At 53.2% G+C, this 19722-nt stretch carries 24 protein-coding genes, 2 tRNA genes and 1 riboswitch; of the genes, 16 read left to right on the forward strand and 10 right to left on the reverse strand.

What is annotated here, in order from left to right:
- The first annotated feature begins 12 nt into the window (after nucleotides 1-12).
- From PHN51_03815 to PHN51_03840, 6 genes are all read left to right on the forward strand, one after another.
- Entirely contained in the window at nucleotides 13-1821 is a 1809-nt protein-coding gene (locus PHN51_03815) for a glycosyl hydrolase family 18 protein (protein MDD2817907.1), read from the forward strand.
- A gap of 43 nt (nucleotides 1822-1864) precedes the next feature.
- On the forward strand, nucleotides 1865-2149 hold the full coding sequence (gene clpS, locus PHN51_03820; GenBank protein MDD2817908.1) for an ATP-dependent Clp protease adapter ClpS: 285 nt from the start codon (nucleotides 1865-1867) through the stop codon (nucleotides 2147-2149).
- Nucleotides 2149-2772, forward strand: coding sequence for a DUF2017 domain-containing protein (locus tag PHN51_03825; GenBank protein ID MDD2817909.1), 624 nt, complete (start codon nucleotides 2149-2151; stop codon nucleotides 2770-2772). The genes clpS and PHN51_03825 overlap by 1 nt, the downstream gene beginning before the upstream one ends.
- Entirely contained in the window at nucleotides 2705-3121 is a 417-nt protein-coding gene (locus PHN51_03830; protein ID MDD2817910.1) for a M67 family metallopeptidase, read from the forward strand. The genes PHN51_03825 and PHN51_03830 overlap by 68 nt, the downstream gene beginning before the upstream one ends.
- Nucleotides 3122-3223: 102 nt before the next feature.
- Nucleotides 3224-3496 carry a MoaD/ThiS family protein gene (locus tag PHN51_03835; GenBank protein ID MDD2817911.1) on the forward strand — a complete coding sequence of 91 codons (273 nt, stop codon included), beginning with the start codon at nucleotides 3224-3226 and terminating at the stop codon, nucleotides 3494-3496.
- 11 nt (nucleotides 3497-3507) lie between these two features.
- Nucleotides 3508-4455, forward strand: a complete 948-nt coding sequence (locus tag PHN51_03840; protein ID MDD2817912.1) for a cysteine synthase — start codon at nucleotides 3508-3510, stop codon at nucleotides 4453-4455.
- A gap of 60 nt (nucleotides 4456-4515) precedes the next feature.
- Here PHN51_03840 and PHN51_03845 read toward each other — a convergent pair whose 3' ends face one another.
- A complete protein-coding gene (locus tag PHN51_03845) occupies nucleotides 4516-4929 on the reverse strand; it encodes a hypothetical protein (protein MDD2817913.1) in 414 nt (137 codons plus the stop codon).
- 110 nt (nucleotides 4930-5039) lie between these two features.
- On the opposite strand from PHN51_03845, the gene murI reads away from it, so the two are divergent.
- Genes murI through rdgB form a run of 3 tightly spaced genes read left to right on the forward strand, consistent with a single transcriptional unit; the run spans nucleotide 5040 to nucleotide 7241 of the window.
- Entirely contained in the window at nucleotides 5040-5834 is a 795-nt protein-coding gene (murI, locus tag PHN51_03850) for a glutamate racemase (protein MDD2817914.1), read from the forward strand.
- A gap of 41 nt (nucleotides 5835-5875) precedes the next feature.
- Entirely contained in the window at nucleotides 5876-6607 is a 732-nt protein-coding gene (rph, locus tag PHN51_03855) for a ribonuclease PH (protein MDD2817915.1), read from the forward strand.
- A gap of 13 nt (nucleotides 6608-6620) precedes the next feature.
- On the forward strand, nucleotides 6621-7241 hold the full coding sequence (rdgB, locus tag PHN51_03860; GenBank protein ID MDD2817916.1) for an RdgB/HAM1 family non-canonical purine NTP pyrophosphatase: 621 nt from the start codon (nucleotides 6621-6623) through the stop codon (nucleotides 7239-7241).
- An 18-nt stretch (nucleotides 7242-7259) separates the two neighbouring features.
- Here rdgB and PHN51_03865 read toward each other — a convergent pair.
- The 5 genes from PHN51_03865 to PHN51_03885 form a co-directional block, all read right to left on the reverse strand.
- Nucleotides 7260-7344 (reverse strand) — tRNA-Leu (locus PHN51_03865).
- 28 nt (nucleotides 7345-7372) lie between these two features.
- Nucleotides 7373-7837 (reverse strand): thioredoxin-dependent thiol peroxidase, encoded by a 465-nt coding sequence (gene bcp, locus PHN51_03870; protein ID MDD2817917.1) that lies wholly within the window; start codon nucleotides 7835-7837, stop codon nucleotides 7373-7375.
- 31 nt (nucleotides 7838-7868) lie between these two features.
- Nucleotides 7869-8777: a metal ABC transporter permease gene (locus tag PHN51_03875; protein MDD2817918.1), complete on the reverse strand. Its 909-nt coding sequence runs from the start codon at nucleotides 8775-8777 to the stop codon at nucleotides 7869-7871.
- The gene (locus PHN51_03880) at nucleotides 8749-9534 is read right to left on the reverse strand and encodes a metal ABC transporter ATP-binding protein (GenBank protein MDD2817919.1); all 786 of its coding nucleotides are present in this window, start codon (nucleotides 9532-9534) and stop codon (nucleotides 8749-8751) included. Before PHN51_03880 ends, PHN51_03875 begins: the two co-directional genes overlap by 29 nt.
- The gene (locus tag PHN51_03885) at nucleotides 9531-10553 is read right to left on the reverse strand and encodes a metal ABC transporter substrate-binding protein (protein MDD2817920.1); all 1023 of its coding nucleotides are present in this window, start codon (nucleotides 10551-10553) and stop codon (nucleotides 9531-9533) included. Before PHN51_03885 ends, PHN51_03880 begins: the two co-directional genes overlap by 4 nt.
- 109 nt (nucleotides 10554-10662) lie before the next feature.
- On the opposite strand from PHN51_03885, the gene PHN51_03890 reads away from it, so the two are divergent.
- The 3 genes from PHN51_03890 (at nucleotide 10663) to PHN51_03900 (ending at nucleotide 12667) form a co-directional block, all read left to right on the forward strand.
- Entirely contained in the window at nucleotides 10663-10929 is a 267-nt protein-coding gene (locus PHN51_03890; protein ID MDD2817921.1) for a hypothetical protein, read from the forward strand.
- A gap of 61 nt (nucleotides 10930-10990) precedes the next feature.
- A riboswitch (SAM riboswitch) is annotated at nucleotides 10991-11115 on the forward strand.
- Complete coding sequence (gene thrC / locus PHN51_03895; protein ID MDD2817922.1) at nucleotides 11109-12392, forward strand: threonine synthase; 1284 nt, start codon at nucleotides 11109-11111, stop codon at nucleotides 12390-12392. It overlaps the preceding riboswitch by 7 nt.
- Nucleotides 12389-12667, forward strand: a complete 279-nt coding sequence (locus PHN51_03900; protein ID MDD2817923.1) for a MoaD/ThiS family protein — start codon at nucleotides 12389-12391, stop codon at nucleotides 12665-12667. Before thrC ends, PHN51_03900 begins: the two co-directional genes overlap by 4 nt.
- A 206-nt stretch (nucleotides 12668-12873) precedes the next feature.
- Here PHN51_03900 and PHN51_03905 read toward each other — a convergent pair.
- Both PHN51_03905 and PHN51_03910 read right to left on the reverse strand, forming a co-directional pair.
- A tRNA-Lys gene (locus PHN51_03905) sits at nucleotides 12874-12946 on the reverse strand.
- 26 nt (nucleotides 12947-12972) lie between these two features.
- On the reverse strand, nucleotides 12973-14463 hold the full coding sequence (locus PHN51_03910; GenBank protein ID MDD2817924.1) for a hypothetical protein: 1491 nt from the start codon (nucleotides 14461-14463) through the stop codon (nucleotides 12973-12975).
- A 239-nt stretch (nucleotides 14464-14702) separates the two neighbouring features.
- Between PHN51_03910 and PHN51_03915 the strand changes: the two genes are divergently transcribed.
- Genes PHN51_03915 through PHN51_03925 form a run of 3 tightly spaced genes read left to right on the forward strand, consistent with a single transcriptional unit; the run spans nucleotide 14703 to nucleotide 17433 of the window.
- Complete coding sequence (locus tag PHN51_03915; protein MDD2817925.1) at nucleotides 14703-16193, forward strand: CoA-acylating methylmalonate-semialdehyde dehydrogenase; 1491 nt, start codon at nucleotides 14703-14705, stop codon at nucleotides 16191-16193.
- 11 nt (nucleotides 16194-16204) lie between these two features.
- On the forward strand, nucleotides 16205-16828 hold the full coding sequence (locus tag PHN51_03920) for a vitamin K epoxide reductase family protein (protein MDD2817926.1): 624 nt from the start codon (nucleotides 16205-16207) through the stop codon (nucleotides 16826-16828).
- Nucleotides 16829-16875: 47 nt separating this feature from the next.
- Nucleotides 16876-17433, forward strand: a complete 558-nt coding sequence (locus PHN51_03925) for a heme-binding beta-barrel domain-containing protein (protein MDD2817927.1) — start codon at nucleotides 16876-16878, stop codon at nucleotides 17431-17433.
- A gap of 5 nt (nucleotides 17434-17438) precedes the next feature.
- Here the strand turns inward: PHN51_03925 and PHN51_03930 are convergent, their stop codons facing one another.
- Together PHN51_03930 and PHN51_03935 are read right to left on the reverse strand one after the other, a co-directional pair.
- Complete coding sequence (locus PHN51_03930) at nucleotides 17439-18170, reverse strand: molybdopterin-binding protein (protein ID MDD2817928.1); 732 nt, start codon at nucleotides 18168-18170, stop codon at nucleotides 17439-17441.
- Complete coding sequence (locus PHN51_03935) at nucleotides 18167-18808, reverse strand: TetR/AcrR family transcriptional regulator (protein ID MDD2817929.1); 642 nt, start codon at nucleotides 18806-18808, stop codon at nucleotides 18167-18169. The genes PHN51_03930 and PHN51_03935 overlap by 4 nt, the downstream gene beginning before the upstream one ends.
- A gap of 151 nt (nucleotides 18809-18959) precedes the next feature.
- On the opposite strand from PHN51_03935, the gene PHN51_03940 reads away from it, so the two are divergent.
- Nucleotides 18960-19676, forward strand: a complete 717-nt coding sequence (locus PHN51_03940) for an IclR family transcriptional regulator (protein MDD2817930.1) — start codon at nucleotides 18960-18962, stop codon at nucleotides 19674-19676.
- Nucleotides 19677-19722: the final 46 nt, after the last annotated feature.

The raw sequence follows: 19722 nt of genomic DNA on the forward strand, positions 1-19722 counted from the left end.
CGCTTGTGGGGAATGAAACTTCGAATTGTCGTGATGGGTGCGGTCATGGCTGGCTCTGCGTTGCTCATGCCAGCCGCCCAGGCGGACGGTGGCCCCAAAATCATCACTGGATGGATGCCTTACTGGATGACCAGTCAGAGCAAGCCTGCGGGAATCACGAGTGCTGTAACAAACGCGGATGTTCTTAAAGATGTTTCGCCGTTTTGGTTTTCTGCAGTAGCTGGCGGCCCGGCGGGCGTCACGGTGAAGTTCAATCCAAATTTCGGTAGCGCTGAGGCAAATGCAACTTGGGCGGTAGGGCAGTTAAGGGGTGCAGGATTAGCGATCCTTCCGAGTATTGCTGATGGGTCCGGCAAGGGACGAATGGCGGCGACACTGGCCGACCCCGCTAAGCGTGCGCAACATGTCGCAGACATCGTCAACTTGGTGACCAGCCGTGGGTACGACGGTATTGATCTTGATTACGAAACATTCGCATTTACTGACGGGCGAGCCTCATGGCCAGCAACGCAACCGAACTGGACCGCATTCGTCAATGAATTGAGTGCTGCTTTACATGCGCAAGGCAAACTCTTGGCAGTAACAATTCCCAGCCCCTGCGATGTTGCAAATAAATGCGGCGGTACAAACGGGTATTGGGTTTACAACCTTCCGGGAATCGCGGCGCCAGCTGATCGCATTCGCATCATGACCTACGACTTCCACGTTGGTTCGCCAGGTGCCATAGCACCTATCGGATGGGTAACTGCATCAATGCAGTACGCAGTGACGCAGGCTCCTGCAAACAAACTCACTGTTGGCGTACCAGCGTATGGGCGCGCGTGGACGAAAAAGAATGGCAGCTCGTACGCACTGAGTGGTGTTTGCCCGGCTTCGGCTAGTAGTGGCGCGACACGTACTGCCTACAACTCCCTTACCTCTTCGGCTTCACTCACCGCGGCTGAAATACCAGCCTTTCTGGCATCTATAGGTAAAACCCAAGCAGATGTTCAATGGGATCCAGTGAGTCAGGAAAACTGGATTGAATATGACAAGTCGGTGAATTGGACCGATGGCAATGGCGCAGCGCAAACCTGCGTTGCGAAACGCATCATGTGGTGGATAGGGCCACAAGTAGCGTTAGTGCGAACACAGCTCGTTGGGCAGCTTGGTTTGAACTCGGCGGGCTTTTGGACGATCGGTGGCGATGATCCAGCTATGTGGCCGCTCCTTCGTGGCTATGCAGCCTCTATGGCACCCGCGACCACGGCAGTAGCAGTTACTGCTCCCGCATCGGTCACGTTTAACACAGTTGCCACGATCAGTGCAGTCGTTACCTCGCAAGGAGTTCCTGTCACAGGTGTTGATGCAGCATTGCAATTCCAAAATGGTGGCAAGGGAGCTTGGGTGCAGACTGCAGCGGCCCCACTTGCTGCAGATGGAACTGTAAGTTTCGCTCCAACACTGACATCGGGTGGTAAGTGGCGAGTATTCATTCCTGCAGCTGCTGCACGTGGTGAGCAAGCAAGCGAAGCGAAACTGATCCCTGTGACAAGCGTTGTGAAGGCGAACGCGAAAAAGTCGATTGTGAAACCCAAATCAAAACTGGTGATTCGAGTAGTAGCTTTGCCGGCTCAAGCTGGACAACCAGTGATGGTTCAAGAACAACGTGCGGGCCAGTGGATACGTGTGGGCAAATCAGTCACGCAAGCTACAGGTGTGGCGCGGGTAGTTCTTGTTGCTCCCAAGGCCACCGGCGTACATACCTATCAGGCCACGGCTAGCACGAAGGGCGCTTTGGGCGCTGGTGTATCTGCGCCATTCACAGTGACGGTTCAGTGAGGCTGCTGCATGTGCTGGTCGCGCAATAGGCCAGACTTGCCTTATGTCGATTGCTCCAGCTGAAATTGCGGAGACTTCGACCGATGTCAATCCGGATCGACCATGGGTCACAATTGTGTGGAATGACCCCGTGAATCTCATGTCATACGTGACGTATGTATTTATGACCTATTTCAAATATGACAAAGCCAAAGCAGAGCTCTTAATGATGGATGTGCATGAACGCGGTCGTGCAGTTGTTTCCAATGGAACGCGCGAAGCGATGGAAATTGATGTGACAGCAATGCACGGCTACGGCCTGTGGGCAACACTGCAGAAAGACGACTGATGTCTTCCGGGTTTTATCGTGAAGGTGAAGCGCGCATCGTGTTGCGTGTGGAAGAGGTTGAGCGGTTACTCCTGATCTCCATGGCAGAGCAAATGCTTGAGATAGTTGCTCCGCGTCAAACAAATCCAGATGCTGATCCACTGTTTGCTTTAATTGGTATTGAACCCACCTCGCAGCGGCCAACAAGTGAAGTTCTCCTACGACTGTTTCCAGATGCGTACGACGATGATGATGAAGCTGCTTCTGAGTTCAGGCGATTCACTGAACGTGATCTGCGGCAAATGAAAACTCAGCATGCTCAAACAGCACTGGAAGCGTTGCAGCGGTCTGGTGACAAAGTGATGCTCACCTACGCAATGGCGCCGAGTTGGATGGGCTTTCTCAATGATGTTCGCCTCGCCCTTGGTGTGCGCATAGGCATCGACGATGACTTTCATGACGAAGTCGAGGAATTTGATCGTGATGATCCGAGGTTGCCACTCTTAGGCGTGTACGACGTGGCTCACGTATTTACAAGAGTCACTTGTTCAAATCATGCTGCCGTAGGATTCCTTCGTGCTTCGAATCTCTCAGACACTGGTGGACCAGATCGTTGGACATGCCAAGGCGGATCATCCGGATGAAGCCTGTGGTGTCGTGGCTGGTGCGGCGGGTAGTGATTCACCTGAGCGTTTCATTCCCATGATCAATGCTGCGCGCTCAACCACCTTCTACGAGTTTGATTCAAGTGATCTACTCAAGCTGTACCGGGAGATGGATGATCGCGACGAAGAGCCTGTCGTTATCTATCACTCACATACCGCCACAGAGGCCTATCCATCGCGAACAGATGTGACCTTGGCTGGGGAACCAGGGGCGCATTACGTGCTGATATCCACACGGGAGCATGGGCAAGAGCCTGGGCCAGTGGAGTTTCGTTCGTACCGAATCGTGGATGGCGAAGTGATCGAGGAGCCAGTCGAGGTCCTCTAGCTGCAAAGCCTTGGCAACTATGAATTTTGTAGTAGTCAGAAGGAAAACGCGGCCCTATCGTGAGGTTGTAGCGGAAACTCGTTCCGACTGATGGGAGTTATCATGGCAATTGAAGTACGCGTGCCAACCATCCTTCGCGAATACACCGGTGGCGCAAAAATAGTGTCGGCTGAGGGCGCGACCTTACAAAGTGCCTTTGACAATCTTGAGGCTAACTATCCAGGCATCGGTGGTCGTTTGCTCGACGACAGTGGCCTTCGTCGTTTCGTCAACGTGTATCTCAATGATGAAGATGTGCGATTCTTGGATGGCCTGAACACCGCAATCGCCGATCAAGACACCATCACAATTTTGCCTGCCGTTGCCGGCGGCTGAAATTTCGCATCGTGCGTTTTGATTCGTTGCTCGCCTCTGTCGGGCACACCCCGCTCGTGGGATTACCGCGACTTTCGCCGTCCGCTGATGTTCGTATTTGGGCGAAATTAGAAGATCGCAATCCCACGGGCTCAGTGAAAGATCGAGCAGCACTCAACATGATTCTTCAAGCCGAAGCCGAAGGCCGGTTGGCGCCTGGTTGCACTTTGCTCGAACCGACCTCAGGCAACACTGGAATTTCACTTGCCATGGTTGCCAAGCAACGTGGTTACAAGCTCATTTGCGTAATGCCCGAGAACACCTCCGCTGAGCGCACGCAGTTGCTCACGATGTGGGGCGCAACGATCATCACCTCACCGGCAGCAGGTGGCTCAAACGAAGCAGTGCGCGTTGCTAAAGGTTTAGCAGCGCAAAATCCTGATTGGGTCATGCTCTATCAGTACGGCAATGCGGCTAACGCTCAAGCGCATTACGACTCGACCGGCCCAGAGTTGCTCGCAGATCTACCAGAAATCACGCACTTCGTCGCGGGCCTTGGAACGACTGGCACCTTGATGGGTGTGGGGCGCTACTTCCGCGACAAGAAGCCTGACGTGCAAATCGTCGCGGCTGAGCCTCGCTATGGCGAACTTGTGTATGGATTGCGCAACCTTGATGAAGGATTCATTCCAGAGTTGTACGACGCATCGTTGTTGTCATCACGTTTTTCAGTTGGTCCACTTGATGCATTGAAGCGCACTCGTGAACTCTTGGAAGTTGAAGGAATTTTCGCGGGCATCTCAACCGGCGCAATTTTGCACGCAGCACTCGGTGTGGCACGCAAGGCCGTGCAGGCAGATCAACGTGCTGACATTGCTTTCATCGTTTGTGATGGCGGATGGAAGTACCTATCAACGGGTGCGTATGAAGGCACTCTGGAAGAAGCTGAAGAGCGCATCGAGGGTCAGTTGTGGGCTTGATCTTGAAATAAAAAAGAAACGGGCTGTCGCGATGCGACAGCCCGTTTCTTTTGAAGAAAATTACGCGGTTTGCTTGAACCATTCCACTGCGCCCTTGGTGTTGACCATAAGGAGCACGAGCAGGCTGATGATGATTGAAGCCCAGCCGAATGGAAGGCGGAAGAAGCCGAACACGATGTTGATGACCATGAACATGCTGATGATGGTGTGAGCTGTTGCTGAACCAATCATCGTCATACGCATCAACCACATGTAAATGAGGCCAAGGAAGATTGACAGGAGGCCAAACATCCAAAGCTGGAAGGTGCCCACGGTGTGTGAAGCGCCGTAGATATCTTCCCAAGCAGGGTTTTCACCAAAGCTGGAGAAAATTGCCAGGAAACCCATCCAGAGGTTGAAGACCGCTGCGATTACCAGAAGAACGGCAACGATCAGGACGCCGAATGGGCGGGAAGGGCTGGTAGGTGTTGACATGTATTTCCTTTGGGTTAGCGCCCACGTCTTGGATGCGGGCGGCTGGTTGAGCAACAGCGTAGGGATCGGTGACATATTTACGGGGAACCGCGCCGTAGGCTTAGAGCGTTATGGCAGACGCACCTATTGGCATCGTCGACTCTGGGGTCGGTGGCTTAACTGTTGCTCGGGCCATTCTTGATCAGTTACCTCACGAGCCTGTCTTGTATGTAGGGGACACCGCACGCGGCCCTTATGGCCCGCGCCCAATCGCAGAAGTTCGCCAATTCGCTCTTGAAATCATGGATCGATTAGTTGCTGATGGCGTGAAGTTATTGGTCATCGCGTGTAACTCGGCAAGTGCGGCAACCTTGCGCGATGCGCGTGAGCGCTACAACGTTCCAGTGATTGAAGTTGTGCATCCAGCCGTCAGGCGTGCTGCTGCAGCGACACGTAATGGACGCATCGGTGTTATTGGCACTGAGATGACCATTACGTCGCGCGCATATGACGATGCATTTGCTGCAGCACCAAATCTGGAAATCATTTCTGCAGCATGCCCGCGCTTTGTTGAATTTGTTGAAGCGGGCAGAACTTCTGGGACATCGCTACTTGAAGTTGCGCACGAGTATTTAGATCCACTGCAAGCAGCCGACATCGATACTTTGGTCTTGGGATGTACCCACTATCCGTTGCTCACGGGTGTGCTTTCGTATGTCATGGGTGAAAATGTGACGCTCGTTTCTAGTGCTGAAGAAACCGCGAAAGATGTGTACCGCACTCTTGTTGCGCATGATCTGCTTCGTGATCCTGAATTGCCACAGCCAGTGCATCAATTCAGTGCAACGGGTGACCCCGCAAGTTTCGAGCAGTTAGGGCGCCGCTTCTTGGGGCCTGAGATTGGTTCGGTCGGCCATTTCGGCTAGCCAACAAAGCGTTACCCGTCAGCCCAATAGAGTTCTGTCCCATGACTTCTGTTACCCCGCGCTCAGATGGCCGCGCCGATCAAGAACTTCGCCCAGTAACGTTCCAGCGTGGCTGGCTCGAGCAAGCCGAGGGTTCAACCTTGGTTTCTTTTGGTCGCACGCGGGTGCTGTGCACAGCGTCCTTCACTCCAGGAGTTCCACGCTGGCTCAAGGGCAGTGGCAAAGGCTGGGTGACCGCCGAATACGCGATGCTTCCTCGTGCAACCAATGAGCGCAATGATCGTGAGTCAGTCAAAGGCAAACTTGGTGGACGTACTCACGAGATTTCCCGTTTGATCGGACGCAGTTTGCGAGCCGTGGTCGACATGTCAACGCTTGGTGAGAACACCATTGTTATTGACTGTGATGTGTTGCAGGCCGATGGTGGCACGCGCACAGCTGCAATTACCGGTGCGTACGTTGCCCTGGCTGATGCAGTGACCTGGGGCTTAGAGAAGAAGTACCTCTCAAGTAATCCATTCACGGATTCAGTTGCAGCGGTGAGTGTTGGCATCATCGATGGTGTGCCACGTCTTGACCTTCACTACGACGACGATGTCCGTGCTGAAACTGACATGAACATTGTGATGACAGGCGATGGCCGTTTCATTGAAGTTCAAGGAACAGCCGAAGGCGCACCATTTGATCGCGCCGAACTTGATGTGTTGTTGTCATTGGGCACTCAAGGCTGTGCTGATCTCACGCGCATGCAGCGTGAGGCGCTGGCACTCTAGATCGGGCTTTGTGATGACAGTTCGCATGGTCCTAGCGAGTAAAAACGCGCACAAGCTCATTGAGTTACGCCGAATTCTTGCGCAAGTCGGGCTCGATATCGATCTTGTCGGAACTCAAGAATTTCCTGACCTTCCTGATGTTGATGAAACCGGGAGTTCGTTTGCGGCCAATGCGTTACTGAAGGCACGTGAGATCTGCGCGTTCACTGGGTTGCCAGCGATCGCTGATGATTCAGGGATAGCAGTTGATGCGCTCAACGGGATGCCTGGGATCTATTCAGCTCGTTGGGCTGGCACCCACGGTGATGATGCCGCCAATCTTGCATTGCTGATCGCGCAACTCGATCATGTTCCCGCGAAGCGACGTGGGGCTGCTTTCCATTGCGCAGCTGCAATCGTGACACCTGAAGGTGATGAGCGAGTAGTTGAGGGAACACTCGATGGGATGCTCATCACTGAGCCTCGTGGGGCCAATGGGTTTGGATATGACCCAATCTTTGTGCCTCTTGGATACCAAGTGACAACAGCGCAAATGTCTGATGATCAGAAAGACGCCATCAGCCATCGAGGTCGAGCCCTAGCAGCGCTCGCTCCTGTAATCGAGCAACTGATTCCGGAAGCCAAAAAGCACTAGAGCCAGTGCTCTAGTGCTTGGTGCGGGAGAGGGGACTTGAACCCCTACGTCCGAAGACACAGGTTCCTAAGACCTGCGTGTCTGCCAATTCCACCACTCCCGCGAGGAGTGCGTACGAATCTTACGGCGTGCTATCCGAGTTCGAGATCGCGGATCAGTTTTGCCACGTGGCCGGTGGCTTTCACGTTGTAAAACGCCTCTTCGATCTTGCCGGTTGGGCTGATCACGAAGGTTGAGCGGATGACGCCGACCACAGTCTTGCCGTAGAGCTTCTTTTCGCCGAAGGCCCCGTATTTTGCGAGGACTTCCTTGTCAGGGTCCGACAACAAAAGAATTTTCAAATTGTCGTGCTCCCGAAACTTTGCCAGCTTCTCGGGCTTATCGGGGGAGATACCAATGACGACGTAATCAAGCTTGTTGAACAATTTGAGATTATCAGTGAAGTCGCAGGCTTGTTTTGTGCAGCCAGGTGTCAACGCAGCGGGATAGAAGTACAAGATGACTCGTTTGCCCTTGAATTGGGACAGGCGAACGGTCTGGCCAGCATCGTTTTTGAGTGCAAATGCTGGAGCGGTGTCTTTAGGTGCCAGAGTCATAGGAGCACTCTAAACCGTAGGCAATGCTTGATCAGCGCGATAGAGGAGCAAGCGCCGAAGCATCGGTATGTGAATCCAAGCCTGCAGATCGACGTAACCCGCGAGTGCCGGTGATGGCAAGAACAATCAAGAACAGCGCCGCACCAACGAGAACAATCATCGTGCCCGACGGAACGCCTGCGTAGTAACTCAAGTACATGCCAACGAGACCGCTGAAAGCGCCGATGATCGTGCTGTAACTCAACATTCTCCCGAAAGAGTCGGTCAACATGCGAGCAATCACCGCTGGAATCACCAGCATGGCTGCGACGAGAGTCACGCCGATGACCGTAAGTGTGGCCAGAATCGAAAGAGACAACACGATCATGAGCATGGCTTCAATTCTGGAAACCTTGACACCTGAAACATCCGCAACATCTGGGTCAAACGTGCTGAACAAGAGTGCTCGATAACGCAGGAATACGAAAGTGCCAGTGAGAACAGATACCGCGATCAAGCCGATGATTTGCTCAGTGCTAATTCCAAGGATGCTGCCGAAGAGTGCGTTTTCAAATGACGGGCCGCTGGTGCCAAATTTGGCGAAGAGGGCAACACCAAGGGCAAACGAGGCAGTGGTGATCACGCCAATTGCAGCATCTGCACCAAGTCGGCTGCGCTTTGTCACTGATGTAATCGCAAGTGCTGAAGCGATACCCCAAATGCCGGCTCCAAGAATATAAAAACTCGAAGCAAACAGTTGTGCTGCTGCAAAGCCGCCAAAAATCGAGTGTGAAAGTCCGTGGCCGATGTAGCTCATGCCGCGCAACACAATGAAAACACCAATGAATCCAAGGAGTGCACCGGAAAGCGTGGCGACGAACAAACCCTTTTGAAAGAAGGCGTACTGCAGTGGTTCAAGCAGAGTTTCCATGTCAGACTGCACTTCGCACAGTGCCGCCATGCGGTGCTTCGTCAACAACGATTCGCATGCCTAAATGTTCGAGCACTTCCATACGGGCGCCAAAAGTTTGCTCGAGCACTTCTGGATTCATCACATCTGCCGGTGTGCCTGAAGCAACGATTCGTTGATTCACGCAAACCAAATGGGGGAGATGTGCCGCAATGCCGTTGAGGTCATGGGTAGTGAGAACGATTGCTATACCTTCTTCGTGAAGGTCAGCGAGCAAATGAAGAACGTCATGTCGAGTTGCTACGTCCACACCACTGGTTGGTTCATCAAGCAACATGATCTGCGGTTGACGCAGGAGTGCACGCGCAAGGAACATGCGCTGTTGTTGCCCACCTGAGAGCTCGCGAATGTGTCGCTTTGCTAAATCCGCGATACTCAAGCGGTCAAGGACTGAGTAAACGCTTTGTTTCTCGCTCTTACTCGCCCAAGGTAAAAGATTTGCAGACTTGCGTGACATCAGGACGCACTCTTCTACGGTGATGGGGAAGTTCCAGCTGACGGTTTCAAGCTGAGGTACATAGGCGATGCGGAGGGCACTGTTCTTTGCAATTGAGCCGCTCATTGGCTTTAACGTGCCAAGCAGTAGACGCAGCAGAGTTGTTTTGCCTGCGCCTGACGGACCAACAATTCCAGTGAACTGATCTTCGTGAACATGAAAGTTCACATGAGAGAGCACTGGATGGTGTGTGTAGCCGGCAGTGACGTCATTGAGTTCTATGAGTTCAGGACCAACGCCAATGCCTGTCATTGTGGGTACTTCGCGGAGTCAGTTTTCCCTGTTGCGGTAGATACTGCTTCAAGGTTTTTTGTAGTTCCACCCAAGCCTTTAATCATGGTGATGTAGTCGTACTTCATTAATCCCAACCAGGAATGATCCTTTTCTCCAGGGCTTCCAGGAAGATCATCATCGCGAAGTGAGGCCTCATATTTCGCGCCAGTTGCTCGCCCAATTTCTTCCAAGACCTTTGACGGGAACACTTCAGATCCGAAAATTGTCGGGACCTTCTGGCCTTTGACCTGTTCAATCAATTGCGCGACTTCTGCTGGAGTTGGATCCGAGAAGTTCTTAGGTTGAACAGCACCGATCACGGTCCATCCAAAATCTTTCGCAAAGTATGCGTAGGCATCGTGATAGGTCAGCAGCTTCAAGTTTCCGGCAGGCACTGTGGCTTGATCTTTACGCAGAGCATTCGCGAGTTCTGTTGCTTTTTTGTCAAAGCGGACGAAGTTCTCAGAGTAGTAGTCAGCATTTTTTGGGTCACGCTCAATGAATGTGTCGCGAATGACTGTTGCGTACTTGGCCGCGAATAAAGGATCGGTCCAAAGATGTGGATTTGGTTTTCCTTCTTCCTTCGGAAAGGAGAAGTCGTAAATGTATTCAGACTCTGGAAGAACTGTGGTGCCGATTTCGATGAGGTTCGCACTGCTTTTCATATTGGCACGCGCCAATTCAGCTGTTGGATCCTCAAGCTTGAGTCCATTGATGAAAACAATGTCGGCCTTGCTGAGTAGTTCAGCGACCTGAGGAGCTGGTTCATAGGTATGGCTATTCGTTCCTTCGGGAACGATACCTTCAATATCGACCTTGTTGCCGCCGATGCTTGAAGCGATAGAAGTAATCGGCGAAACCGTGGTGGCCACGAGAAGTTTGCCGTCGGTTTGCGGGTTGGCTGCGCTGGCGGCCGAACCGAAATCTGAACCACATCCGCTCAACAGGAGTGCGAGGGCACCTAGGCCCACACCGAATTGCGGCAAATGAAATTTCATATCCGAACCTTAATGACGACAGGTTGTAATTGCAAAAGACTTGCAATAAGAGCAAGGGTGGGGTGCTCACATTTGCCACGCCCCCAAGGGGTCCGTCTAGTCTGAGCAGGTGGCACCTCATGCAGAACATGGCAGCGATCCCAAAATCGAGGCACTCGTCGCCGAAATCACCGCGGCCCGGGCGCAGTTATTGGCATCGGTCGATGACCTCAAGCAAGAGTTGAGCCCAGCCTCCCTGCGCAAACGAGGCCTAGGTGCGATCACGGGAATCTTCACTGATGAATTTGGCGGGATTAAACCCAAGCGCGTGGCAATAACTGCTGGCGTGATTGCGGGGGTCGTAGGCCTGAAGGTTATTGCTCGCCGCCGCAAGTAACTTGACGACCTGAATTTGATGCCTGCTTTCGTGGCAGGTAAGGTTCAACTCATAACTGAATACCTCATCCAGAGGGGCAGAGGGATACGGCCCGTTGAAGCCCCGGCAACCTATTTGATAACTCGCTTGCGAGGCCCATCAAAGTTCGGTGCCAACTCCGACCTGTAACACCAGGACAGATGAGCGAGAAGGAAGGCCTCGTACATATGACTGCAACGTTGGGTACCAACCCTGAACTTGGTGCTGCCCATGCCCTGAAGTGTCGCGAGTGCGGTGCGCTGTATCCATTGGATGCCAGCTACGCCTGCTTCGAATGCTTTGGCCCACTCGAAGTGGCCTATGAAGCCCGCGGACTTACGCGTGAAGCCATCGAGGCTGGTCCACTTTCCATGTGGCGCTATGAAGCATTGCTGCCGGTTACGCCAGGAGCAGGTCACCGCCCAGGATTACAACCAGGCCTCACCAAGTTGGTTAAGGCAGACAATCTTGCTGCGGCGCTGGGTGCTAAAGCGGTGTGGGTCAAAGACGATTCAGGTAATCCAACGCATTCGTTCAAGGATCGGGTAGTTGCCGTCGCACTTGAAAACGCACGACGCCTCGGTTTTGAAACCATTGCTTGCGCATCGACCGGCAATCTTGCGAATGCTGTTGCAGCAGCCGCTGCACGTGCAGGCTTGAAATCGGTTGTATTCGTGCCATCAAATCTTGAAGCTGGAAAGATCGTGACCACCGCGGTGTATGGCGGAGTTCTTGTCGCAATCGGTGGTAACTACGACGACGTGAACCGCTTGTGCACCGAAGTTGCTGCATCGCGCAACTGGGGTTTTGTGAATGTGAATCTTCGCCCGTATTACGCAGAGGGCAGTAAGACCGTTGGTTACGAAATCGCTGAACAACTCGGCTGGCGATTGCCAGATGCCGTGGTTTCGCCAGTTGCGTCAGGCTCATTGCTTACCAAGGTCGATAAAGCATTCCGTGAGTTTGTCGACCTGGGGCTTGTGAGTGATCACGCTTATAAGATTTACGGTGCCCAAGCAACTGGATGCTCGCCAGTGTCACAAGCATTTGCCGCTGGACAAGATTTCATCAAGCCAGTCAAGCCTGACACCATCGCGAAGTCACTAGCGATTGGTAACCCAGCAGACGGTCCGTATGCACTCGATGTCGTCCGCCGCACACAGGGCGCACTTGCAGATGTGACTGATCAAGAAGTCATTGAAGGCATCAAGTTGCTTTCAGAAACTGAAGGCATCTTCGGTGAGACTGCAGGTGGCGTAGTTGTGGGCACGTACCGCAAGCTCCTGCGTGAAGGATTGATCGATCCTGAAGCTGAAGTTGTGCTACTGAACACGGGCGATGGCCTTAAAACACTTGACGCCGTTGCACCGACCTCAGGACCAACCATCACTGTCTCACCGTCGTACGACGATTTCGAAGCTGCTTACAAGGAGATCACATCATGAGCGCAACCGTTCGCATCCCAACCATTCTTCGCACCTACACCGGCGGCGAGGCAGAAGTAACTGCAACCGGGGCAACCCTTGCGGAAGTCATCAACGACCTTGAGGCACAGTTCCCAGGCATCGCCGCACGTGTACTTGATGACAATGGCGCACTGCGCCGTTTCGTCAACATCTACATCAATGATGACGATGTGCGCTTCATTGACAGCTTGAACTCACCAACCGCTGATGGCGCACAGATCTCGATCATTCCTGCTGTTGCTGGTGGTTGCTAACTCTTTGAGTTGCCTCGCCTGACCAACAATGCGATTAGGCCGATTGACAGTGTTGCAGCGATAAGCGCAGCAACCGAAACGATTGTGCTCATAGCAGCGTTCCTTCCATCTTCTACGGGTCAAGTTAGGTGCATTTGCAAGCTTTACGGCCCCTAAAACCAAGAAAACCTCACCCAACTGGGTGAGGTTTTCTTGGTCGAACGTAGTGCGCCGCGAGGGACTTGAACCCCCAACCCGCTGATTAAGAGTCAGCTGCTCTGCCAGTTGAGCTAGCGGCGCGTATTGCGAGGCAAAACTATAACAGCCTAGGCAGTGGCAGATTTGGCTGCCTCAAGAATGGCTGCGGCGATCTGGGTTTGGCCCATTGGATTTGGATGAAATGCGGCACCCAACATTGGTCCGCCAAGCTGCACACCAAAAACCCAACTTTGTGATCCCGCGCAAATGCCATGGCCAATGGGTGAATCACCTGAGCGTGTCCAGCTCGCAGTAACCGGCTTCCATCCCAGGTTCACCGTGTTACTGATTTGTTGATTCAGCGATGAGCTCACTGGCAGCGCAACCGACGTTTGTGCAGATGTTCGATAGGTGACGGTAGGGGGCGGTGCAGGATTGAGCATTGATGATCGAGCCCAACTGAAATCCTCTTGGGTCATTGTCAGATACGAGCAGATAGCGCCATTGCTATTGCGGGCAATGTCTGGGTACAACGTGGGAAGTACAGCGACTGTTGGGGAAAGTGTCGGTGCGTTGGTGCAAATCTTTCCTGTCAGGCAATTGGCCACTTCGGCGTAGGAGGCAGCGAGTTTGGCTGTTTGGTCAGCGACGCCAGCATTGAGCGTTGGGTAATTCTTTAACGGGCCTGCGCCTGGCTTACTGAGTGGGCAATTAGCCGTAGTGAAACATGCGTTGAGTACCGATCCAAAGCCGATGTCATTCCCGCCGACGGAAAGTGAAATGACGTCAACGCTTTGATTGCCAAGGATCGTCTTCGCGAGCGCAACTTGCGATTGAGACGTCCCTGGTTGCACGCCCAAGATGCCTTGCCGAATCGTTGCACCGCTGCACGAGACATCAACGAGCGTGACGGAGGTTTGAGGCGAAGTTTTTTCAAGGGCAAGTGCAGCGAGGGCTGGCGCTCCACGCACACTGCGATGGCACCCAGATTCATCCCAGTACGGCGTAAAGGTAGAAAAAAGCCCGCCTTGTGTGATCCATGCATTGACATTGCGAGGATTTCCTTCTCCCGATGCATATGAATCACCGAGGCTCAAAAACACGATGTTGTTCACTCGTGCCGGTATGTCGATTGAACTGACATTTGTTCCGCTCGAGACAGTCAACGTAAAGGTGTAGTCACCTTCGGGGAGTGTCACGCGAGTACGGCAAGTTTTTGGAGTGAGTGACTTTTTTGCTACTGCTGTGATCACTTGAGTTGCGGAGTTCTTGATTGTCCATTGAAAGGACGAGCCGGTAGATGCGCACGCATTGAGTGACACAGGGAAGCCAGCGGGCGAGAGGTACCAGGAAAGAGTGCCACCGATCAGCCGTTCGTTCGGTTGCGCAATGTGATTACCTGCGCCAACCATCTGTGGCGAAGGGGTAAGCGAGAGTGCCCCGGATTTAGGAACACCTCCATCACCGTCAATGGCACCGTCGCGATTGACGTCCTTGGTCATATCCACCATCGACCACGAGCCTTTGGCCACAGTGTTAGGGCCCGCAAGAACATTAGGTGCGAGTGACAATGTGAGGGCTCCGGCAATCGTGATCGCCAGAGTTGATTTACGCCACATAAGGGCAGTGCCTGCAATTATTGGAACAACACTTTCCCCGCTCAAGGTGGGCTGCAGCAGTCATCACAAACAACCCGCTGGCTGGGTCCATGTATCCGGCGTCCCCGCGCGCAAGGGCGGCGGCATGGCAGAGGATGATTTCGTCGTAGTGCTCATGATCGAATGGCAACCGATCAGGGTGCGGCTGCGTCAAAGGACGGGACGGAGCGGGCATACCGATGATTATGCAGGAGGCGCACATGCGAAGCATTGAGCACTGGATTGATGGGTCATTGACGTCAGGCTCTGGATCAGGCACTTCAGCGGTGTACAACCCGGCGACGGGTCAGCAGCAGGCACAGGTGGTGCTCGGTACTTCGGCAGATGTCGACGCAGCGGTGGTGAGTGCAACCCGTGCCTTTGAAGAGTGGAGTCAGTCTTCACTCAGTCGTCGCACCAAAGTGCTGTTTGCCTTCCGCGAGTTGGTCAATGCGCGAGCCCAAGAGCTCGCCGAACTCATTACTGACGAGCACGGCAAGGTTCTCTCAGATGCGCTTGGTGAAGTGCAACGAGGTTTGGAAGTTGTCGAATTTGCGTGCGGAATTCCACAAGTGCTCAAGGGTGAATATTCAGACCAGGTTTCAGCAGACGTTGATAGTTACTCATATCGTGAACCCCTAGGTGTGGTGGCAGGGATTACGCCGTTTAATTTTCCGGCGATGGTCCCGATGTGGATGTTCCCTATTGCAATCGCCACGGGTAACACCTTCATTTTGAAACCCAGCGAACGCGATCCTTCGGCTTCACTCTTGCTTGCTCGCCTTTGGCAGGAAGCAGGCTTGCCAGATGGTGTATTCAACGTTGTTCAAGGTGACGCAACAACTGTCGATGCGATTCTGGATCACCCAGGAATCGCAGCGGTCTCATTTGTTGGTTCCACATCAATAGCTCGTCATATTCATGCGCGTGCAACAGCTGCCGGCAAACGAGTCCAGGCACTTGGTGGAGCAAAGAATCATGCCGTGGTGCTACCTGACGCCGATCTTGAATTCGCCGCAACGCATTTGACTGCAGCTGCCTTTGGTTCTGCTGGCGAGCGTTGCATGGCTATTTCAGTGGCTGTGGCCGTTGGTAGTGCGGCCGAAGGGCTTGTGGAACTCCTGGAAACGCAAGCACGTGAGATACATGTGGGCTCCGGGCGTGATGCAGGTATCGACATGGGACCAGTGGTGACTGCGCAGGCCAAGCAGCGCATCATCGATCTCGTGAATTCTGCGCACACGCAAGGTGCGGATGTTCGGGTCGATGGTCGAAATATTCATGTCGCAGGTTTCGAAGAAGGATTCTTCGTTGGCCCGACCTTGATTGATGGCGTAGCGGCGACGATGGATGTCTACCAACAAGAAGTTTTTGGGCCAGTGCTCGCAGTGGTGCGAGTTAGCGCTCTTGAAGATGCGATCGCATTCATCAACGCAAATCCATATGGCAACGGAACGGCTGTGTTCACGAATAGCGGATCAGCAGCTCGCGCATTCATTCGTGGGGTCCATGTAGGCATGGTGGGTGTGAACGTTCCTGTTCCAGTGCCGATGGCTTACCACTCATTTGGCGGATGGAAAGACTCACTGATTGGGGAACACCACATGCATGGGGCTGAAGGGGTGCATTTCTACACGCGTGGCAAGGTCGTTACCGCCCGCTGGCCGCACGATGCCTTGGGTGCCTCCTTTGATATGCCGACCGCGCGATAGATACTTCACTCATGTCCACTGAAGCATTGGTTGAAAGTGCGGAGTTCACTCCGATTGCGAAAAAGGCTCGTCACATCGGAGCGTTCAGTGAAATGTTGGTGTCTTCGCTGCTGTCGCTGATCGCATCACTGGTGCTCTCTGCTGAAGCCATCACCTTGGCCGCGAACCCCAACGCAGTGTTTTCCTGCGATATCAGTGCCAAGATTTCCTGCAGTGTGGTGGGTGCTTCCTGGCAGGCTTCATTACTTGGATTTCCAAATGCATTTTTAGGTCTCATTGCAGAGCCTGTGGTGATCACTATTGCCTTGGCATCCCTTGCCGGCGTGGTGTTCCCTCGCTGGTTCATGAATGCAGCTTGGGTTGTGTACACCGCTGGATTGGTGTTTGCCTACTGGTTGCTCTATGAGGCCTATTTCAACATTGGTGCGTTGTGCCCGTGGTGCTTGTTAGTGACAGTAACCACGACCATGGTGTTTGCTTCAATGACCCGGGTCAATATTTATCGCAATACCTTTGGCTTCAGTGATGCCATGCACCAACGACTGACTCGCTGGCTAGATGCCTGGATTGATCAGTACATTGTCGTGGTCATATTTGTGGTCATCGGAGCAATGATTGTGGTTCGCTATCTCTAAGAGTTGTTTACGCGTTTTATTTGACCACTAACCGATGAGGAGTCAACATGAGTAACGAATGGGGTCCGCTCGCCGGTCTTGCTGGTGAATGGGAAGGCGAAGGCGGAGTCGATCGCGCATTCAAACACAGCAAAAACGTTGTCTTTGACACTGATTACCGCGAGAAGTGCTCAATGAAGCCATTTGGCCCGGTCGACAACGGTTCCCAGATTTTGTACGGCTTGGATTACAAGTCTGCGATGTGGCGTGATGATGAAGAAAACCCATTCCACACTGAAGTGGGTTACTGGCTTTGGGATGCAGCAACAGGTGAAGTGATGAAGGGCTTTGTTGTTCCTCGCGGAATTTCGGTTCTGGCTGGGGGCGTGACCACAGCTGATTCGAAGCAGTGGACGATGAAAGCTGCAATTGGCGATGAGCGGTATGCAATTGGTGAGAATCAATATCTTGCCAAGAATGCAAGCAGTCGCACATATGAAGTGACGATCACTGTTGGCGATGGAACGTTTTCATATGATCAGGTGACCATGCTCAATATGAAGGAATTCAACGAGCCGTTCGCGCATACAGATCGACACACACTTCGCAAAGTGAGTGATCTCTAAACGAATTACGCAGTGGCAACCTTCGGTAACATTTGTGCTGAAAGCCATTCCACTCCGGCATCAAGTGCTGGGGTGGAATGTGAGGTCACCACTATTTCAACCAGTGGCATAGTGGCGTGGAAACTTGGGTATGAACCAAGGCGCACATCCGGATGCTCGCCTTCAAACGCATGCAGTACTCCCAGAATTTGATCTTCAGTGGTTTCAAAGGTCAAAGTGCGAGATGAAATAACCGTTCCCGTGGCAGGGAGATCAAGTACAGCAAACATGCTGCGCATTTCTGTAGGAACACCAGGCAGCACTACAACATTGTGAATGCGAAAGCCAGGTGTTCCACCGCAAGGTGAATAGATAGGTGTTGCGCCGGCGGGGAATGTCGCAACTTTGCGGGCAAGTTCAGGTGTCGCCCACGAACATAACGTCATCATTTCGGCCGCAAGCGTTTCGTTTATTTCAAGTTCGCAGTCAAAGGCTCGAGCTACTGCATGGCGAGTGATGTCATCTGGCGTAAATCCAAGCCCGCCACTGACAAGAACAACATCGGATGAGCGTGCGGCCATTGTGAGCAGATCGACAATGAGTGCTTCTTCATCAGGAACAGTGATGTTGATGCGAGGCCAGTAGCCCTGTTCGATGAGTTGTTGTGACAACCACATGCAATTTTCATTTGCGATGCGTCCTTCAACAATTTCATTGCCGATGGTGACAACTGCGGCAGTGCGACGGGTGTTGGTCATGCTGGGTTCGCAAACACTGTTGCCAGGTGATTTTGAACAAAGAGCAACAGGCCCTCGCGACTTCCTGATGGCACTGGCAAACCTTGGGTTACGTAGAGGTACATCCAGCGGTTAACCAAGAGAAGTAAGAGGCGAATCTGCTCGAGTGGGTCGGCAATCTTTGGAATAAAGCCAGCAGCAAGCCAGCCATCAAGCGCATTGCGTGCGGTGGCTTCTTGAACGTGCAAGAACTCCTGGGCCACTTCGGTATGGAGCATGACCAAAGTGACCAGCATGGCGTCTTCGCGGAATCGGGCTTCGAGATCATCGAGCCAGCGCTGCAGGGATTCGGGGCTGAAGGGATCTGCTTGACCCAAGGCCGAAACCGAGGCATTGAGGTCGACGGTCTCTGCAACGGCAATCGCCACAGCGATGTCTGATTTGCTGGTGAAATGTGAGTAAAAGGTGGTTCGTCCCGCATTTGCCCGCTCAGTGATCTCTTCCACGGTGGCTGCATCGAAGCCTTTTTCGTTGAAGACCTCCAGGCCTGCATCCATGAGGCGGCGGCGGGTGAGCTCTTTTTGGGCCTCACGGATGGGGCCGCGCTTATTGGCTCGGGCCTGGGCGATGCCCGTGACGGGCGAAGGAACCATGGCCATAACCAAATCCCTTCCATCTTTATCGGGCAAAACCATTGACAAGGTGTGCGCGAGATCATACGTTCCATTCACTCAATGAACAAGTGTCGGCGAATGGATATTTGTCTTGGGTAGTTCACACACCGGAGCTGGTCCGAAGGGAGTTGAGCACGTGTCCGTTGCTGCATTGCGCCTGTCTGACACGCCCACCTCCACTGACCTTGGAAGTAAGTCGGTGATGGGTCGCGGCCTGTTCATTATGGAGACGCTGAGCCATAGCTCAGATGGGTTGAGCTATGCCGAAATTTCAACGGCAACCGGGTTGCCGAAGTCAACGGTGCATCGCATTGTGGGTCAACTCATCGAGTTGAGATTAGTCGCGCGGTCGCGCAGTGGATTTATTTTGGGGCTTCGAGTTTTTGAATGGGGCAGCAAGGCAGGGGGCAATGTGCCGCTGCGGCAAGCTGCCATGCCACAGCTCGTTGCCTTGAGTAATGAGTTCGGGGAAACCGTGCACCTTGGAGTGCTCGACGTCGCAGACGTTGTTTATCTGGAAAAACTTGAACCAGATACTGGAGTGAAGTGTCCAACACGCGTGGGTGATCGGCTCCCAGCGGCTACCACAGCTCTGGGTAAAGCGATGCTGGCGTTCAAACACAGTCCCGGTGTACAGGATTCCTTCGTGTGTGTTGAGCAAGAAGAGTCTTTCGCGGGGTTGTCTTGTGTCGCGTCACCAATTTTAGATCGCAGGATGCGTCCTATCGGCGCAATCTCGATCAGCGTTCCTGCAGATCGCTTTGTGGCCGAAAAATTCGCACCGCGAGTCCGTATGGCGGCAGAAAGAACAGCAAGGCAATTACTTGGTACCACTCGTCTGGAACAGCACTAACCGCTTTAATCGCATCACTCAATCACCATCGAATTAGGAGATACCG

Source organism: Candidatus Nanopelagicales bacterium (genome assembly GCA_028687755.1).
Classification (GTDB): Bacteria; Actinomycetota; Actinomycetes; order S36-B12; family S36-B12; genus UBA11398.

What these genes read in the sequence shown, in the direction of transcription:
- PHN51_03815 (MDD2817907.1), top strand. Translation starts at nt 13, where the DNA reads ATGAAACTTCGAATTGTCGTGATGGGTGCGGTCATGGCTGGCTCTGCG.
- clpS (MDD2817908.1), top strand. Translation starts at nt 1,865, where the DNA reads ATGTCGATTGCTCCAGCTGAAATTGCGGAGACTTCGACCGATGTCAAT.
- PHN51_03825 (MDD2817909.1), top strand. Translation starts at nt 2,149, where the DNA reads ATGTCTTCCGGGTTTTATCGTGAAGGTGAAGCGCGCATCGTGTTGCGT.
- PHN51_03835 (MDD2817911.1), top strand. Translation starts at nt 3,224, where the DNA reads ATGGCAATTGAAGTACGCGTGCCAACCATCCTTCGCGAATACACCGGT.
- PHN51_03845 (MDD2817913.1), bottom strand. Translation starts at nt 4,929, where the DNA reads ATGTCAACACCTACCAGCCCTTCCCGCCCATTCGGCGTCCTGATCGTT.
- murI (MDD2817914.1), top strand. Translation starts at nt 5,040, where the DNA reads ATGGCAGACGCACCTATTGGCATCGTCGACTCTGGGGTCGGTGGCTTA.
- rph (MDD2817915.1), top strand. Translation starts at nt 5,876, where the DNA reads ATGACTTCTGTTACCCCGCGCTCAGATGGCCGCGCCGATCAAGAACTT.
- rdgB (MDD2817916.1), top strand. Translation starts at nt 6,621, where the DNA reads ATGACAGTTCGCATGGTCCTAGCGAGTAAAAACGCGCACAAGCTCATT.
- bcp (MDD2817917.1), bottom strand. Translation starts at nt 7,837, where the DNA reads ATGACTCTGGCACCTAAAGACACCGCTCCAGCATTTGCACTCAAAAAC.
- PHN51_03875 (MDD2817918.1), bottom strand. Translation starts at nt 8,777, where the DNA reads ATGGCGGCACTGTGCGAAGTGCAGTCTGACATGGAAACTCTGCTTGAA.
- PHN51_03880 (MDD2817919.1), bottom strand. Translation starts at nt 9,534, where the DNA reads ATGACAGGCATTGGCGTTGGTCCTGAACTCATAGAACTCAATGACGTC.
- PHN51_03885 (MDD2817920.1), bottom strand. Translation starts at nt 10,553, where the DNA reads ATGAAATTTCATTTGCCGCAATTCGGTGTGGGCCTAGGTGCCCTCGCA.
- thrC (MDD2817922.1), top strand. Translation starts at nt 11,109, where the DNA reads ATGAGCGAGAAGGAAGGCCTCGTACATATGACTGCAACGTTGGGTACC.
- PHN51_03900 (MDD2817923.1), top strand. Translation starts at nt 12,389, where the DNA reads ATGAGCGCAACCGTTCGCATCCCAACCATTCTTCGCACCTACACCGGC.
- PHN51_03910 (MDD2817924.1), bottom strand. Translation starts at nt 14,463, where the DNA reads ATGTGGCGTAAATCAACTCTGGCGATCACGATTGCCGGAGCCCTCACA.
- PHN51_03915 (MDD2817925.1), top strand. Translation starts at nt 14,703, where the DNA reads ATGCGAAGCATTGAGCACTGGATTGATGGGTCATTGACGTCAGGCTCT.
- PHN51_03920 (MDD2817926.1), top strand. Translation starts at nt 16,205, where the DNA reads ATGTCCACTGAAGCATTGGTTGAAAGTGCGGAGTTCACTCCGATTGCG.
- PHN51_03925 (MDD2817927.1), top strand. Translation starts at nt 16,876, where the DNA reads ATGAGTAACGAATGGGGTCCGCTCGCCGGTCTTGCTGGTGAATGGGAA.
- PHN51_03930 (MDD2817928.1), bottom strand. Translation starts at nt 18,170, where the DNA reads ATGACCAACACCCGTCGCACTGCCGCAGTTGTCACCATCGGCAATGAA.
- PHN51_03935 (MDD2817929.1), bottom strand. Translation starts at nt 18,808, where the DNA reads ATGGCCATGGTTCCTTCGCCCGTCACGGGCATCGCCCAGGCCCGAGCC.